This window comes from Alteribacter lacisalsi, from assembly GCF_003226345.1.
Classification (GTDB): domain Bacteria; phylum Bacillota; class Bacilli; order Bacillales; family Salisediminibacteriaceae; genus Alteribacter; species Alteribacter lacisalsi.
In genome coordinates this window covers 2,136,282-2,151,109 of sequence record NZ_PDOF01000001.1, presented here as the reverse complement: position 1 = coordinate 2,151,109, position 14,828 = coordinate 2,136,282, and the positions used below count along the sequence as shown (strand labels likewise).

General features: G+C 49.7%; 15 protein-coding genes and 1 riboswitch. Of the genes, 8 read left to right on the top strand and 7 right to left on the bottom strand.

Annotated elements, in window-relative coordinates; genetic code table 11:
- Position 1 precedes the first annotated feature (1 nt).
- The 4 genes from CR205_RS10750 to CR205_RS10735 all read right to left on the bottom strand — a co-directional run bounded on the left by CR205_RS10750 (position 2) and on the right by CR205_RS10735 (position 2,531).
- Positions 2-784 (bottom strand): thiazole synthase, encoded by a 783-nt coding sequence (locus CR205_RS10750; RefSeq protein ID WP_110519399.1) that lies wholly within the window; start codon positions 782-784, stop codon positions 2-4.
- Positions 785-788: 4 nt separating this feature from the next.
- Entirely contained in the window at positions 789-986 is a 198-nt protein-coding gene (gene thiS / locus CR205_RS10745) for a sulfur carrier protein ThiS (protein WP_110519397.1), read from the bottom strand.
- Between the two features lie 2 nt (positions 987-988).
- Entirely contained in the window at positions 989-1,621 is a 633-nt protein-coding gene (gene thiE / locus CR205_RS10740) for a thiamine phosphate synthase (protein WP_110519396.1), read from the bottom strand.
- A 309-nt stretch (positions 1,622-1,930) separates the two neighbouring features.
- Positions 1,931-2,039: riboswitch (TPP riboswitch) on the bottom strand.
- Positions 2,040-2,135: 96 nt separating this feature from the next.
- Complete coding sequence (locus tag CR205_RS10735) at positions 2,136-2,531, bottom strand: response regulator transcription factor (RefSeq protein WP_110519394.1); 396 nt, start codon at positions 2,529-2,531, stop codon at positions 2,136-2,138.
- Positions 2,532-2,815: 284 nt separating this feature from the next.
- Between CR205_RS10735 and CR205_RS10730 the strand changes: the two genes are divergently transcribed.
- The 8 genes from CR205_RS10730 to CR205_RS10695 all read left to right on the top strand — a co-directional run bounded on the left by CR205_RS10730 (position 2,816) and on the right by CR205_RS10695 (position 12,223).
- Positions 2,816-4,357, top strand: coding sequence for a carbon-nitrogen hydrolase family protein (locus tag CR205_RS10730; RefSeq protein WP_110519393.1), 1,542 nt, complete (start codon positions 2,816-2,818; stop codon positions 4,355-4,357).
- A 241-nt stretch (positions 4,358-4,598) separates the two neighbouring features.
- Positions 4,599-5,150, top strand: a complete 552-nt coding sequence (locus CR205_RS10725) for a hypothetical protein (protein ID WP_110519390.1) — start codon at positions 4,599-4,601, stop codon at positions 5,148-5,150.
- Between the two features lie 108 nt (positions 5,151-5,258).
- Positions 5,259-5,846 (top strand): glycerol-3-phosphate responsive antiterminator, encoded by a 588-nt coding sequence (locus CR205_RS10720; protein ID WP_110519388.1) that lies wholly within the window; start codon positions 5,259-5,261, stop codon positions 5,844-5,846.
- 1 nt (position 5,847) lies between these two features.
- On the top strand, positions 5,848-7,344 hold the full coding sequence (gene glpK, locus CR205_RS10715; protein ID WP_110519386.1) for a glycerol kinase GlpK: 1,497 nt from the start codon (positions 5,848-5,850) through the stop codon (positions 7,342-7,344).
- Between the two features lie 282 nt (positions 7,345-7,626).
- On the top strand, positions 7,627-9,303 hold the full coding sequence (locus CR205_RS10710; protein ID WP_110519383.1) for a glycerol-3-phosphate dehydrogenase/oxidase: 1,677 nt from the start codon (positions 7,627-7,629) through the stop codon (positions 9,301-9,303).
- A 232-nt stretch (positions 9,304-9,535) separates the two neighbouring features.
- Positions 9,536-11,275, top strand: coding sequence for a phospho-sugar mutase (locus CR205_RS10705; RefSeq protein ID WP_110519381.1), 1,740 nt, complete (start codon positions 9,536-9,538; stop codon positions 11,273-11,275).
- Between the two features lie 157 nt (positions 11,276-11,432).
- Positions 11,433-11,624, top strand: coding sequence for an aspartyl-phosphate phosphatase Spo0E family protein (locus CR205_RS10700; protein ID WP_161524747.1), 192 nt, complete (start codon positions 11,433-11,435; stop codon positions 11,622-11,624).
- Between the two features lie 2 nt (positions 11,625-11,626).
- A complete protein-coding gene (locus CR205_RS10695; protein ID WP_110519376.1) occupies positions 11,627-12,223 on the top strand; it encodes a pentapeptide repeat-containing protein in 597 nt (198 codons plus the stop codon).
- 54 nt (positions 12,224-12,277) lie between these two features.
- Here CR205_RS10695 and CR205_RS10690 read toward each other — a convergent pair whose 3' ends face one another.
- Genes CR205_RS10690 through CR205_RS10680 form a run of 3 tightly spaced genes read right to left on the bottom strand, consistent with a single transcriptional unit; the run spans position 12,278 to position 14,396 of the window.
- A complete protein-coding gene (locus CR205_RS10690) occupies positions 12,278-12,973 on the bottom strand; it encodes a P-II family nitrogen regulator (RefSeq protein ID WP_110519375.1) in 696 nt (231 codons plus the stop codon).
- A complete protein-coding gene (locus CR205_RS10685) occupies positions 12,970-13,701 on the bottom strand; it encodes a DUF1538 domain-containing protein (RefSeq protein ID WP_110519372.1) in 732 nt (243 codons plus the stop codon). Before CR205_RS10685 ends, CR205_RS10690 begins: the two co-directional genes overlap by 4 nt.
- Complete coding sequence (locus CR205_RS10680; protein ID WP_110519371.1) at positions 13,698-14,396, bottom strand: DUF1538 domain-containing protein; 699 nt, start codon at positions 14,394-14,396, stop codon at positions 13,698-13,700. The genes CR205_RS10685 and CR205_RS10680 overlap by 4 nt, the downstream gene beginning before the upstream one ends.
- Between the last annotated feature and the right edge of the window lie 432 nt (positions 14,397-14,828).

The following is a 14,828-nucleotide window of genomic DNA, read 5'->3' as shown; positions in this document are numbered from 1 at the left end:
GTCAGTTCGATATAAACGAAGGCAGGCCGCTCGAAGCAGTAGCATACTTTTTCTTCGGTATTCTGCCCGCTTCGTAGCTGAGACGGCCGGCTTCGATGGCCAGTTTCATCGCTTCGGCCATTTTGACCGGGTTTTTCGCCCGGGCAACAGGGGTGTTCATCAGGACGCCGTCAGCCCCTAGTTCCATGGCCTGTGTCACATCCATGGCCGAACCGAGTCCTGCATCGACAATGATCGGCACGTTCGCTTCTTCTATTATCAGCCCCAAATTGTAGGGATTTAAAATCCCAAGGCCTGTACCGATTGGAGATCCGCCCGGCATAACGGCGGCAGCTCCCGCTTCTTCAAGGCGCTTACAGAGAACCGGGTCGTCCGACGTATAAGGAAGAACAGTAAAGCCCTCTGATACGAGCGTCTCTGTTGCCTTGAGGGTTTCGATCGGATCAGGAAGGAGCGTTTTCTCGTTCGCACTGATTTCCACTTTGATCCAGTCACTCAGGCCGGATGCTCTCGCAAGGCGGGCAATCCGGACGGCCTCTTCCGCGGTCTTTGCCCCTGATGTGTTCGGCAGGTAGGTAAAGTTCCGTTCCTCCTCAAGGTGCTGGAGAATCGCATCCTCGCCCGGTGCTTCAAGATTAACCCGGCGTATCGCAAATGTCAGGATTTCTGCGTCTGACGCCCGGATCGCTTCGTTTTGCACGAAGGGGTTCGGGTAGCGTCCGGTTCCCAGAAAAAAGCGGGAGCGGAGTTCTTTTCCGCCGATCGTAAGGTTCTGCTTATTCATGGTGTCATCCTCCTCCGATAAATTGGACAAGTTCAAGCCGGGCATTTTCTTCAATAGAGGTGCGCTCCCAATCCGCCCGGTCAAGAATACGTCCGTCGATTTCTGCGACCACAAGCTTTGGCTCCAGGTTAAAGTGGGCGACTACGTCTGAGACGTTCCGTGCGTCAATAAGATGTTCTTCTCCGTTAACAACGATTTTCATTATTATTTCCCCTCCCTAACCGGAAGGCGTGCGCGGAACCGGCGGCATACGTCCTTAATGTCCTCTGCACCGACGATTTCGCTGATCGCACAGACACGCTCGGCGCCGGCCTCTGTCACCTGGTCCACGTTGTGCAGTTTGATTCCGCCGATCGCTACAAAGGGGATGCGGATTTCTGCAGCCACCTGGCGAATGTAGCCGGTTGTTACAGGGTCAACGACGTCGGTTTTGCTTTTAGTAGGAAATACAGGACCGGCGCCGATATAATCCGCACCTCCGGCTTCCGCAGCCCTTGCTTCACCGATATGGTGGGTGGAAATACCGATAATTTTGTCTGGACCCATGATGCGCCGGGCATCCTCCAGAGGAAGATCGTCCTGGCCAAGGTGAATGCCGTCTGCATCCACAGTGAGGGCGATATCGATATGGTCGTTTACAATAAAAGTAACATCATGCTTTCGGGTAAGGCCGCGGAGAGCCCTTGCTTTTTCAAGTACGTCCCGTTTACTGCTGGTTTTGTCACGGAGCTGGATGATATCTGCTCCTCCGAGAATCGCTTCTTCCATTACAGTGACCAGGTCCCGTCCCGGATGAAACTGCTCACCTGTGATGGCGTAAAGAGAGAAATCTTTCATGGGTGTAAGACCGCCTTTCGTTAAATGTTGTGATGTGTGAGGCTGGATTGCGCGTTCGCTTCAATCTGCTGATAATAAAACGCTCTTTTCGTAAAGATTGTTGTTTTTTCACGCTGCAGGCGGAAGCTTTCCGCGGGCATCGCTTCAGCCTCCTTGGCAAAAACGCCCTGCGGGGTCTTCCGCTGATGCTATTCCCGCAGGAGACGCCGCCTTCCGCTTCATAACTAATTTTACGAAAAGCAACAATTTATCCGAAAACAGCGTAATAAAAAAACCGTATTCCGGTGTCGATGGAATACGGCTGCTGGCCTGTGTGTGCATCGACTTCCCTACGCTGGTACGAGCCAGATCAGGTTCGAGGGTAAAAGGACACTCCCTTTTTCTCAGACTGCGTGAACAGCCACCCCTAGTCTTTATTTCAATCATTCAATTTTCATTGTAAACGATTAACGGGCAGACAGAAAGGGATCTGCATGGGAAAAAATACCGGACTTCTGTTTTCCGGTTGTTCCGGTCAGATCGTTGTGCTTCGGGCAGACTCGAAAACGGCTTTCTGCACCAGATCACGAATCACAATTTCACTGATGGGCTTCTGGATGGTATCAAAGGCCCCGAGCATAATGGTTTTTTTCAGGTGGATGTCAGTTCCCGCTGACGATGCCATGATCACTCTCGTGTCAGGAGAGAGGCGGACAATTTCCTTCAGAGCCTGAATACCGTCCTTAACGGGCATAATAATGTCCATAATCACAATCTGCGGTTTGTGCAGCTTGCAGATGTCCACAGCCTCACAGCCGTTTTTTGCTTCAAACACCGTGCCGGCACCGATCAGTTCCACGGTCTCTCTAATGTGTCTGCGCACCATTTGGGAATCATCGCAGATTAATACGGAAAATTGGTCGAACTCCATGAACGAACCCCCTTATGTCATTACGTCCCCCTGCCGGTAATTGACCCTTAAAAAGCCGGCGGGAGATTGTGCGTTTAAACTTGTCTGAAAAGAGTTAAAGACAGTTTAACACATCTGTCAGAAAATATAGACATTAGATTCGAAAAAAAACAGTCAATTTAAGTGGATGTTTGGAGGCAGACAATGGATACGACGGTATTCGTGGTTAAACGTTGCTTTTCCCGTTCGTTCGTACTAAATTTAGGATAGCAAGCGGTACTTACCGGAAAGAAAGGAAGAGGCCCATGAGTGCGGGACCACTGGATATTTCAAAATTTGAAAAGAAAATGATTATCCGTCCGATTGAGGAGCGAGATATTGACAAGATTATTGAGCTGTCAAAAGTATGTTTTCCAAACATGCTTGGCTGGAAGCGGAAACAGCTCGAGAGCCATCTGGCACTTTTTCCGGAGGGGCAATTCTGTGCCGAATATGACGGGGAAATTATCGGATCGTGTTCGAGCCTGATCATTAACTTCGATGAGTATGATGATCAGCATACGTGGGATGAGATTACCGATGAAGGCTATATAACCAACCACGATCCGGACGGGTACAACCTATATGGTATTGAAGTAATGGTCGACCCGGCATACCGCCGGATGAAAATCGGCCGCAGACTGTATGAAGCCAGGAAGGATCTGGCGCGAAAACTGAATTTGAAAAGCATCATTATTGGCGGCAGGATTCCGAATTACAGCAAACATGCTGATGAGATGACACCGCGGGAGTATGTGGAGGAAGTGATCCGCCATAACGTGTTTGATCCGGTGCTCACCTTTCAGGTGATGAACGGCTTCAGCCTTAAGCGGGTGAACCGGGACTACCTGAAGGACGACAAGGCATCGATGAAGTATGCCACGCTTATGGAATGGAACAACGTGGACTATCAGGCTACGACGAAACGGCATTTCAAAACATCGTTTCCGGTCCGCATCTGCGTGATTCAGTACATGATGAAAAAGATCGACAGCTTTGAGGAGTTTGCAAAGCAGTGCGAGTATTACGCGGACGTAGGCGCGAGCTATCAGGCGGATTTTGTTGTGTTTCCGGAAATTTTCACGACACAGCTGCTTTCATTTATCGACGAAAAGAGTCCGAGCCGGGCGATACGACGCCTTGCGGAATACACTGAGGATTACATTCAAGTGTTCACAGATTTTGCGGTCAAATATAATGTCAACATTATCGGAGGCTCCCACTTTGTGGAGGAAGAAGGGGACATCTATAACATTTCGTACCTGTTCCGCCGCGACGGGACGATCGAAAAGCAGTACAAGCTTCACATCACGCCGAACGAGCGCAAATTCTGGGGGATCCGGGGCGGTGACAAGGTCAACGTGTTTGACACCGACTGCGGGAAAATTGCGATCCAGATCTGCTATGATATCCAATTCCCGGAGCTCGGCCGTATCGCAACAGAAAAAGGTGCAAATATTATTTTCTGTCCGTTCTGTACAGACGAAAAACAGGGCTACCTCCGCGTACGTTACTGTGCCCAGGCCCGAGCCATTGAAAACCAGGTGTACACGGTGATCAGTGGGACTGTTGGAAACCTGACCCAGGTGGAAAACATGGACATTCAGTACGCGCAGAGCGGCATTTTCACACCGTCCGACTATCCATTCCCACGTGACGGGATCGTAGGTGAGTGCAACCCGAACATCGAGACGGTCGTCGTCGGTGACGTGGACACGGAACTTCTGCGCCGCTCCCGTAAGTCAGGCAGCGTGACACAGTGGAAGGACCGCCGCAAAGATCTGTTCAAGATTCAATCAGACTGTTAGACGAAGAGCCGGATGAAAGGCTTTAGCTGACATTGAATAGGAGCTATAAGCAGGACCATTGCAGGTCCAGCTTATAGCTCTGATTTTTTTTAGGGGTTTTAGTTTTTGTTTAGAGCTTTTAGCGTCACCATTAGAGGTTTTAGCTGTTCCATGTCACTCAGAATGTTCTCATTCAATTGAGGCTCAAGGTTTATCTCCCGCCCTGTTTGCCTATGCTGATGGGGGAAGGGAGGAACAGCCGATGAATGAACAAGATAACAGGAACAGTAAAGGGCAGCTGTCTGACAGCGAGCCTTCTCATACACCTGCCGGTCCCCAGCCTAAGATCCCTGACTGGAAGCTGCCGGCTGCCATTGCCATGGCGTTTTTATGGATTACAACTGTCTTTTTCCTCTGGCTGCCGGGACAAATCGAGCCGCCTGCACAGGAGGAAGCGGCAGACTGGTCGGTGCAGACCTACACGAGAGAAAATCCAATCCGGGAAGGCGATCATGTGACACTTCAAGTATTTGTGTATGATAATGAGACGAAAGATCCTGTGAAGGATGCAGAAGTTACAGCCGACCTCCATCTGCGCGAGGAGGGGCTTACCTTTCATTATGTTGAAAATGGTCTGTACGAAACGACCGACCAGGTGATTGAAAATGTGATCCTTTCAGGTACGGTTCTTGTCAAACGTGAAAATCTTAGCGCCTCTGCCGGATTTGAGTTCCCCGTGGAACCTTTTGAAGACCGGTGGGAAGAAACAAGGACAGCATTTCTAATAACTGAACCAGAAGCGGTTTCCCAATAGCGGGAGGCCGTTTTTCGTTTTGATGCCACACTCTGCCTCCCCATCAGGAAGCTGTCATTTCCATTTTTTCGACACTTCTGTAAAATAGGGAACACAGGAGGTGACGAAATGGATCAGCAAAAGCAAAGAACCCGCCTGACCCGGATACTCCCGGCAATAAGGCAGATGAAAGATTTTGACTGGCTTCTTGCAAGCCCTTATGAAACTCTTGTTCTGCTCGAGAGTCATGTAGGCCAGCTTCGAAGCATGGTCAGGGAAGCCAAGCGTGCAGGAAAAACGATGTATGTACACGCTGACCTCGTGCACGGTCTGAAAAACGACGATTACGGCGCTGACTTTCTTTGTCAGGACATAAAAGTGGACGGGCTTATATCCACACGGAAAAACATGGTTTTAAAAGCGAAAAAGCAAGGTATCTCTGGTATACAGAGGCTTTTTCTGCTTGATTCGATGGCGCTTGAAACGAGCTACCGTCAAATTGAACTCACCCGGCCCGATTACATAGAAGTTCTGCCGGGAGTTGTACCGGACCTTATAGCCGAAGTGAAGGAACGAACCGGCTTACCGGTCATTGCAGGAGGGCTGATCCGGACAGCAGTGGACGCTGAAACGGCACTCCAGGCAGGGGCCGCTGCTGTCACCACCTCAGAAAAAGCGATTTGGAAACATTACATACAGAACCGGGGGGAGTACTAACATGGAGAAAAAGTTCATTCTGTCACTGGATCAGGGTACCACCAGTTCCCGGGCGATCCTTTTTGATAAAAACGGGACAATCAGAGAAACCGCCCAGAAGGAGTTTAAACAGATTTACCCAAAGCCCGGCTGGGTTGAGCATGACGCCAACGAAATCTGGACATCTGTTCTCGGGGTCATCGCAGACGTACTCAACAAAACCGGGGTCCAGTCAAAAGAAGTAGCCGGAATCGGCATTACGAATCAGCGGGAGACGACGGTCGTCTGGGAAAAAGAAACGGGCCGGCCGATCCACAACGCTGTGGTCTGGCAATCCCGGCAGACTGCGGACATCTGCAATGAGCTGAAGGAAGGGGGATACGAGGATCAGGTCCGGAAGAAGACCGGACTTCTTCTCGATCCGTATTTTTCAGGCACAAAGGTGAAATGGATTCTCGATCACGTGGACGGAGCAAGGGAAAAGGCCGAAAATGGCCAATTGCTGTTTGGTACGATCGATACTTGGCTGATCTGGAAGCTCTCCGGAGGGAAAGCGCACGTAACGGACTATTCAAATGCAGCCCGGACGCTCATGTTTAATATCCACGAGCTTAAATGGGACGAAGATCTGCTTCACATGCTTGATGTACCAAAGCAGATGCTGCCGGAAGTTAAGCCGTCATCCGAAGTATATGCCCGGACAGTCGATTATCATTTTTTTGGAGAAGAAGTTCCGATCGCAGGTGCGGCAGGTGACCAGCAGGCAGCCCTGTTCGGCCAGGCATGCTTTGAAAAAGGGATGGCGAAAAACACCTACGGCACGGGCTGCTTTATGCTGATGAACACAGGGGAGGAGGCGGTGGCCTCTGAGCATGGCCTTCTGACTACAATTGCCTGGGGGATCGACGGAAAAGTGGAATACGCCCTGGAAGGAAGTATCTTTGTAGCCGGTTCCGCCATTCAGTGGCTCCGTGACGGCCTTAGAATGATTAAAAAAGCATCAGACACGGAAGCTTACGCCGAGCGTGTGGAGTCAACCGACGGCGTTTATATGGTTCCGGCATTTGTCGGTCTTGGCACCCCTTACTGGGATTCTGAAGCACGCGGGGCAATTTTTGGACTTACGAGAGGCACAGAAAAAGAGCACCTGATCCGTGCCACACTTGAATCTCTCGCCTACCAGACGAAAGATGTGATGGAGGCGATGGAAAGTGACTCCGGCATCCCCGTTAAACAGATGCGCGTAGACGGAGGTGTTGTAGCGAACAGCTTTCTGATGCAGTTCCAGAGCGACATCCTCGACAAGCCAGTCGAGCGTCCAGTAATTCAGGAAACGACCGCCCTCGGAGCTGCCTATCTAGCCGGGCTGGCAACAGGTTTCTGGAAAGACCGGAGTGAGATTTCCAAGCAGTGGGACGTGGATCGCCGTTTTGAAGCGGACATGGAAGAAGAGACCCGCACGGAACTTTACCGCGGCTGGAAAAAAGCGATCGACGCCACCATCGCCTATAAACTGTAGGACGGAGGCTGAGGACAGGCAGTCCCTATGGAAAATTCCGCGCTGTGGCAAAGACCTTTACCCCGGACCAGGAATATACTATACTAATAGTAAGTTCATAATCAGGTCGGAGAACAGGAGAAAGACCACAGTAAACAGTTCCCGGGGAGAAATGTCTCTTTCGGAGGACGGGGGTTGCTGTGGTCTTTTTTTGTACCTTCTTCACCGTCCTGAAAGTGTAAAAGTGGCCAGACATCAATCAGACAGCCGATAAGGCATGCATAAAAGAAAGGATGCTGCAGTATGGTAAAACCATTTTCAGCGATTCAGAGAAATGCGTATTTGGAAGAAATGGAAGGACAGGAACTTGATCTTCTCGTGATTGGCGGCGGTATTACAGGAGCGGGCATCGCGCTTGACGCCTCTGTCCGGGGACTCTCTACCGGTGTCGTGGAAATGCAGGACTTTGCTGCCGGTACTTCAAGCCGCTCCACAAAACTTGTTCACGGCGGTCTCCGTTACCTGAAGCAGTTTGAAGTGAAACTCGTCGCAGAAGTCGGCAAAGAGCGGGCGATCGTGTACGAAAACGCCCCCCACGTAACCAATCCCGAATGGATGCTTCTGCCGATTTATAAGGATGGCACGTTTGGAAAAGCGGCAACGGCAGTCGGGCTGAAAGTGTATGATAAGCTTGCAGGTGTGAAGCGAAAAGAGCGCAGAAACATGCTCAATAAAAAGAAAACCCTTGAAAAACTGCCAATGCTGAGAGAGGACGGTCTTAAAGGAAGCGGCGTATACGTGGAATACAAAACCGACGACGCCAGGCTAACCCTTGAAATTATGAAAGAAGCGGTGCACCGCGGTACAAAAGCCGTAAATTACACGAAAGCAGAAGAGCTGTTTTATGAAAACGGCCGTGTTGCAGGTGCGAAAGTGACCGATCTGATTTCCGGACGCTCCTTTAATATCCGGGCCAAGCGTGTAGTTAATGCAGCCGGTCCCTGGGTGGATGAGCTCCGTGAAAAAGATGGATCGAAAAAAGGGAAGTACCTTTATTTGACCAAAGGGGTTCACCTGGTAATCGATCAGTCCCGTTTTCCATTACAGCAGGCAGCGTACTTCGATACGGAAGACGACGGACGGATGATCTTTGCTATCCCCCGTGACGGAAAGACCTATGTCGGCACCACTGACACTTATTATGACGGCAGAATCGCCAGTCCCCGCATGACACAGCAGGACCTGGATTATATTCTCAATGCAGCAAACTACATGTTCCCGGGCCTCAAGCTTGAAGAAAAGGACGTGGAATCCAGCTGGGCCGGACTGCGGCCGCTCATTCATGAAGAAGGCAAATCCGCATCCGAAATCTCCAGAAAGGATGAAACGTTCATCTCCGAATCCGGGCTGATCTCAATCGCTGGAGGAAAACTGACCGGATACCGTAAAATGGCGGAACGAATCGTCGATATGGTTGCGAAGGATCTTGGTGTAAAAGCCAAATGCACGACGGATAAAATTGTCCTTTCCGGCGGTGATGTGGGCGGTTCAAAAGGCCTTGAAAACTTTCTGGAGGAGCAGACGAAAGCAGGCGTAGCTCTGGGTCTGTCGGAAGAGGAAGCCGGGAAACTCGTAAAGCTCTACGGATCAAACGTAAAAAGAGTGTATGAGATCCTCGAGACATCCGGAGAAGAAGCGCGGCATTTTCAGCTTCCCAAAAGCGTTTTTGCCTCTCTGGTGTACGGCATGGAAGAAGAAATGACTGTCACACCGATTGATTTCTTCAACCGCCGGACCGGAGCCCTCTTCTTTGATATCCAATGGGTCCGGAAATGGAAGACGAATGTGTTGAATTACCTTGCCTACCGCCTTCATTGGACTCACAATCAGCGAGTGCGCTTTGAAAAAGAATTGGAAAAAGAGATTGCCTACGCGGCTCATCCGGAGGAAAAAGTTCACGAAGACAAAGTTGCACAGTAAATTGCCCGGTTCTATTGGCATTTGCTGCCCGGACTCGTATAATGAAAGAAACGAAAAGCGCCCTGCCACACAAAGATGGAGAGGGCGCTTTCTTTCCCAGAAGTACCTGTTTTCGTATAGAATGCAGCTATGCGGCGCCTCTCGCGGGAAACTCTCCGCCTGCAGCGAAACACAATCCTGCGGAGAGAGCGGATCAGAAACATACAATACGAGATTTCAAGAGGAGGAACTTATGGACTGGAAAAAGCACTTTGAGAGATGGATGGGTTTTGAAGACCTCAGAAACGACCTGCGTGATGAACTTACCGCAAACGAGAAGAACGATACATATTTGGAAGACAGTTTTTATAAAAACCTGGAATTTGGTACAGGTGGTATGCGCGGGGAGATTGGTCCTGGTACGAACCGGATGAATATTTACACGATCCGCAAGGCTGCCCAGGGGCTGGCTGATTACATGAAGACAGAAGGGGACGAGGCTGTTTCCCGGGGCGTAGTCATCGCCCATGATAACCGTCGCCAGAGTGACGAGTTTGCACTTGAAGCCGCCTGCACGCTTGGGGCAAATGGGATTAAAACCTACGTGTTCAGTGAACTTCGCCCGACACCTCAGCTGAGTTTTGCCGTTCGTGAGCTTGGCACACATACAGGGATTATGATTACGGCAAGCCACAATCCTCCAGAATACAACGGTTTTAAAGTGTATGGCGAGGACGGGGCACAGCTCGTACCGACGGACGCCGACCGCCTGATTGAAATGGTGAACGCTGTGGAAGATGAACTGCTTATTAAAACAGGGGAAAAAGAAGCCCTCGAAAATGAAGGACTGCTCGAATTTGTTCTCGAAGAACTGGATGAAAAATACGGGAGGGCACTTGAGTCTGTCGTAGTGGACCAGGGCCTCGCTAATGAAGTAGGCAATGACCTGAGTATTGTTTTCACGCCCCTTCACGGTGCGGCACAAAAGCCGATGATGGATGGATTTAAGCGATGCGGTTTTACAAACGTACACGTGGTGGAAGAGCAGGCTGTGCCGGATACGGAATTTTCTGCTGTAACCTCTCCAAATCCAGAGGAACACCGTGCCTTTGACCGTGCGATCATTCTTGGTGATAAGCGCGGTGCCGATGTCCTCATCGCAACGGATCCTGACGGAGACCGCGTAGGGGTTGCGGCGAAGGATGAAAGCGGCAAGTACAAAGTGCTCACCGGCAACCAGACCGGGGCGCTCATGCTTGATTACCTGCTCATGAAAAAGAAAGAAGCAGGGAAACTTCCGGAAAACGGTGTGGTCATTAAAACGATTGTGACGTCCGAAATGGGCCGGCGGGTTGCTTCTGAATACGGAGTAGATACGCTGGACGTCCTTACCGGATTTAAATTTATCGGCGAAAAAATCAGAGGATACGAAAAAAACGGGGAGCATACTTACCTGTTCGGCTACGAGGAAAGCTACGGCTACCTGATCGAGCCGTTTGCCAGAGATAAGGATGCGATCCAGGCAGCACTCCTCGCATCCGAAGTGGCTGCCTATTACAAAAAACAGGGCAAAACGCTTTATGACGGACTTCTGGATCTGTTCAACCGCTACGGCTGCTATTTGGAGGATCTGGAATCGTTTGTATTTAAAGGCAAATCAGGAGCCGAAACAATGAACGCCATGATGGACTCGTTCCGTGAAACTCCGGTGAGGGAACTGGCCGGGCAGAAGGTCCGTTATCAGGAAGACTATCTCACAGGTAACCGTACTTTACTTGATGACGGGGCTGAAGAAGAAATCGGTCTGCCCCTTTCCAATGTCATCAAAGTCGTCCTGGAAGATGGATCGTGGTACTGTCTGCGTCCTTCAGGGACCGAACCGAAAATCAAAGCTTACTTCGGTGTCAACAGGCCTGCAGTCTCTGAAGCAGAGCAAGCGCTGGAACGCCTGAAAGCCGACGTGCTTGATAAAGTTAGTGCTGCTTCTTCCTGAACGGTCTCTTAAGGACTAATTTCATAGAATGGTAAAAAGCGTATTGAGATGAATTCAATATGCTTTTTACTTCCAATACCAAAAAATACTGGTTATAATTGTTTTTAACATTATCTGTGAATAGATGATTTTATACAGATCAAGGGCGAGTGAGAAAATGGTACTGATTAAGGAACTTAGCAGGTTCGTGGAAGAAAAAAGGGCGCTTATGATGGAGTCCGCAAGAAAAAACGGCCTTACTTCAGATGAAACAGTCCGGTACAGCCAGGAACTCGATGACCTGCTGAACAGGTACGAAAAAATCACCAGAAAAGAAAACGGTTACACCGAAAGCGCTGGTTCCCTGTGAGAATGGAGAATCAGCATTTTATAAGTGAAAGCTTTGATGGAGAAGACTGGACCGATCGCGAAATCATCCGCAGTACATTTACTTGCTGCCGTTTCCGTGGAGCCTCTCTGCAGGGGATCAGGACATCAGCTGCCTTTTTTTCCAACTGCGATTTCAGCGGGGTACAGCTGAACGATTCCAGTCATAACGGATCGGCGTTTACAAACTGCCAGTTTATCAACAGCAACCTGTGGACGGCGCGGTTTACCGGCTGTAAAATGACCGGATCTTCATTTGAAGGCGCAGCTCTCACAGGCCTTTCCATTGAGGAAGGCGACTGGTCGTATGTAAACTTAAGGCTGCATGATCTGAGAAAGATCCGTTTCGATGAGGTTGTTCTGAAAGAAGCGGATTTTTACGATTCCGATCTGTCTGGTGCAGTTTTCACAGGCGCTGACCTGACCCGGGCCAGGCTTCATAAATCGGTTTTGAAGAAGGCGGATTTAAGAGGAGCCGTGATCGATGGGATTAATTTTCGTGATGTGACGCTTGATGACACGAAATTAGACTGGGATCAGGCAATCCGTCTCGCGGAACATTACGGCGCTAAAATTGATTAAAAGGACAAAAAGGCCTCGGCATCTGTGAATGCCGGGCCTTGTTTTGCGTGTATTCTATTTCTGCTCGTCCTGAAGCAGGTGATGAATCCCGACAGTTTCTTCAACCGGGAGCACAAAACAGATCCCTTTTCCAGGCTCATTCAGGCGGCTGCCTTTTTCAATTTTTTCAAGCACGTGCCTGGTTTTGTCCCGCTTGATCAGGGTGAGGACGATGTCTTTTTCGGGCTCGATATTCAGGGACATGATTTTCGCTTTCTCATGAATGCCGCTGCCCCTGCCGCTGAGAACGGTTCCTCCTTCAGCGCCTGCTTCGATTGAATTATCCACTACTTTTCCCGAATCTCCTTTATTCACGATCGTCAAGATCAGATTGAATCCCTTCGTGTTGTCTGTCATCTCATCAAGATCCTCCTTTTCGATCTCTTCATAATCAAGGTGATTGATCCCGATCGTTTTCTTAATATCGAGAATACACCCGATTCCCTTTCCCTTTGTGTTCAGCTTAACAGCTTCGGTGATGGCTTCCATCACCTGAGGGAGAATGTGATCGGGCACGAGTGTGAGCACCACGTCTTTTTCATAGATCTGGTCCAGTCCGAACGTCTTCCCTTTTTCATGAATTCCGACGCCCTGGCCGAGGAGGATGGTACCTCCTTCGGCACCGGCTTTTTTAGACGCTTTCGTCACTTTTTTTGACTTGCCTCTTTTTACGATCGTGATGATCAGTTTATGGTCATGTTTTTCCGTCATGCTGACGACCGCTCCTTCCACTTGTAAATGAGCCCGAGGATTAAGACTGATAGAATCGGTGTGATCGCCACGAGGGCAATCATACCGAAGCCGTCCATCAGCGGATCCCGTCCTTCGGTAACTTCGGCAATCCCCACTGCAATCGCAAGTATAAAGGTCACCGTCATCGGCCCTGTCGCTACGCCGCCGGCATCAAAGGCAATACTGATAAACCGGTCTTTTGAAATGAACATAAGCGCGAGCGCAAGTGCATAAGCCGGCACGATAATAATCCAGAGCGGGATGCCTAGAACGATCCGTACCATGGAAAGGGCAATCGAGAAGGCAACACCGATTGAAAGCGTAAAAAGCATCACGTTTTTTGAGATGGAGCCGGACGTTACTTTTTCCACTTCATAGTTTAAAATCCGGATCGCCGGTTCAGCAAATGTGGCAGTGAAGCCGAACAGAAAGCCCAGAATCGGGAGGAGAATAATGGTGTTTTCCCGCTCCCCAAGCAGTTCGCCGATTACTTCTCCGGCCGGGAAAAAGCCCACTTCCACTCCCTGAAGGAATAGGGACAGGCCGATAAATGTCAGGAAGATCCCGACGAAGATGTTACGGATCCGTTCTTTTTCCAGCTTTAAGAAGAAAAATTGAAACACAAGAAAAAATACGAGGAGGGGGATCACGGCCATGGTTACTTCAAGGAGCACATGGTCGAATCCTTCAAAAAGTTCCAGTATCATCCGTAAATCACCCCCAGAATCATGACTGCTATGACCGGTCCGATTGAGGCGAGCGCCACAAGTCCGAATCCTTCACTGGCGCTGGATTCCTTGCTGCCCCGAAGCACCGAAGCCACGCCGACACCAAGGGCTAGGATAAACGGCACGGTCATCGGCCCGGTCGTTACACCGCCTGCGTCAAAGGAAATCGGAATGAAATTTTCCGGCGTGAAAAGGGCGAGAATAAAGACTACGGAATAGCCGCCAAGCAGCAGGTATTTGAGGGGAATCTCAAAAATAGTCCTGGCCATGGCCAGGGCTACGAAGATCCCGACACCAAGTGCAACGGTATAGATGAGGGTCGTGTTCGAGATTTCACCGCCGGACACCTGATCCACCTGAAGGGCGAGGACGCGCACATCCGGTTCGGCAATCGTCACTGACACCCCGAGGATAAAGCCGACGCCGATGATGAGCCATACCTTCCCTGATTTCGGCAGGGTCGATCCGATCAGCTCCCCGACAGGCAGAAGACCGATATGTACACCGAGTAAAAAGATGAACAGACCGAGCCCGACCATAATTACACCGAAAATAAAACGGATAAAAATATCTGTCGGCATGCCTATAACTGTGTATTGAAGGATGATAATCAGCGCTGCCATAGGCATAATTGCAAAACTTACTTCCTTAAACTGCTCAATCACATTTTTCATATCATCGCTCCAAATGTAAGGTTGTATATACTCTTTATTTACCCTCTGAGGATGGCGGTTACTCCACAGTTTTTATTTTGAATTTTCTGTCTTTTTCGGTTACAATCAGGAGGAAACGGTGTATACTAGTAAAAAGGAATCAGAAAGCGGTGGTTAAAAGTGGCCATTATTTACATCTGCAAGCAGTGTAATGGCGCCGGTATGATTGAGAGGAAGCGCTGGTTCATGACGAGAAGAAGCTCCTGCCGCTTTTGTGAGGGAAAAGGAAAGAGAAGATTCATAAAAGAAAGCATCTGACTGGAGGCTGCACTCCCCATGTGGAGAGGCAGTTTTTTGTTTTGGGGTGAGAGAGGAGGCAGTGGAGGACACTCGTATGGACGGCTAAATGAAAATATCTTAAAGGACATTTATTGTTTTTGCCGAATAAGTAAA

Coding starts and splice junctions, on each gene's coding strand:
- CR205_RS10725 (WP_110519390.1), top strand. CDS start 4,599: ATGAATGAACAAGATAACAGGAACAGTAAAGGGCAGCTGTCTGACAGC.
- CR205_RS10735 (WP_110519394.1), bottom strand. CDS start 2,531: ATGGAGTTCGACCAATTTTCCGTATTAATCTGCGATGATTCCCAAATG.
- CR205_RS10695 (WP_110519376.1), top strand. CDS start 11,627: ATGGAGAATCAGCATTTTATAAGTGAAAGCTTTGATGGAGAAGACTGG.
- CR205_RS10705 (WP_110519381.1), top strand. CDS start 9,536: ATGGACTGGAAAAAGCACTTTGAGAGATGGATGGGTTTTGAAGACCTC.
- CR205_RS10690 (WP_110519375.1), bottom strand. CDS start 12,973: ATGACGGAAAAACATGACCATAAACTGATCATCACGATCGTAAAAAGA.
- CR205_RS10750 (WP_110519399.1), bottom strand. CDS start 784: ATGAATAAGCAGAACCTTACGATCGGCGGAAAAGAACTCCGCTCCCGC.
- CR205_RS10710 (WP_110519383.1), top strand. CDS start 7,627: ATGGTAAAACCATTTTCAGCGATTCAGAGAAATGCGTATTTGGAAGAA.
- CR205_RS10720 (WP_110519388.1), top strand. CDS start 5,259: ATGGATCAGCAAAAGCAAAGAACCCGCCTGACCCGGATACTCCCGGCA.
- CR205_RS10680 (WP_110519371.1), bottom strand. CDS start 14,396: ATGAAAAATGTGATTGAGCAGTTTAAGGAAGTAAGTTTTGCAATTATG.
- thiS (WP_110519397.1), bottom strand. CDS start 986: ATGAAAATCGTTGTTAACGGAGAAGAACATCTTATTGACGCACGGAAC.
- thiE (WP_110519396.1), bottom strand. CDS start 1,621: ATGAAAGATTTCTCTCTTTACGCCATCACAGGTGAGCAGTTTCATCCG.
- glpK (WP_110519386.1), top strand. CDS start 5,848: ATGGAGAAAAAGTTCATTCTGTCACTGGATCAGGGTACCACCAGTTCC.
- CR205_RS10685 (WP_110519372.1), bottom strand. CDS start 13,701: ATGATACTGGAACTTTTTGAAGGATTCGACCATGTGCTCCTTGAAGTA.
- CR205_RS10700 (WP_161524747.1), top strand. CDS start 11,433: ATGGTACTGATTAAGGAACTTAGCAGGTTCGTGGAAGAAAAAAGGGCG.
- CR205_RS10730 (WP_110519393.1), top strand. CDS start 2,816: ATGAGTGCGGGACCACTGGATATTTCAAAATTTGAAAAGAAAATGATT.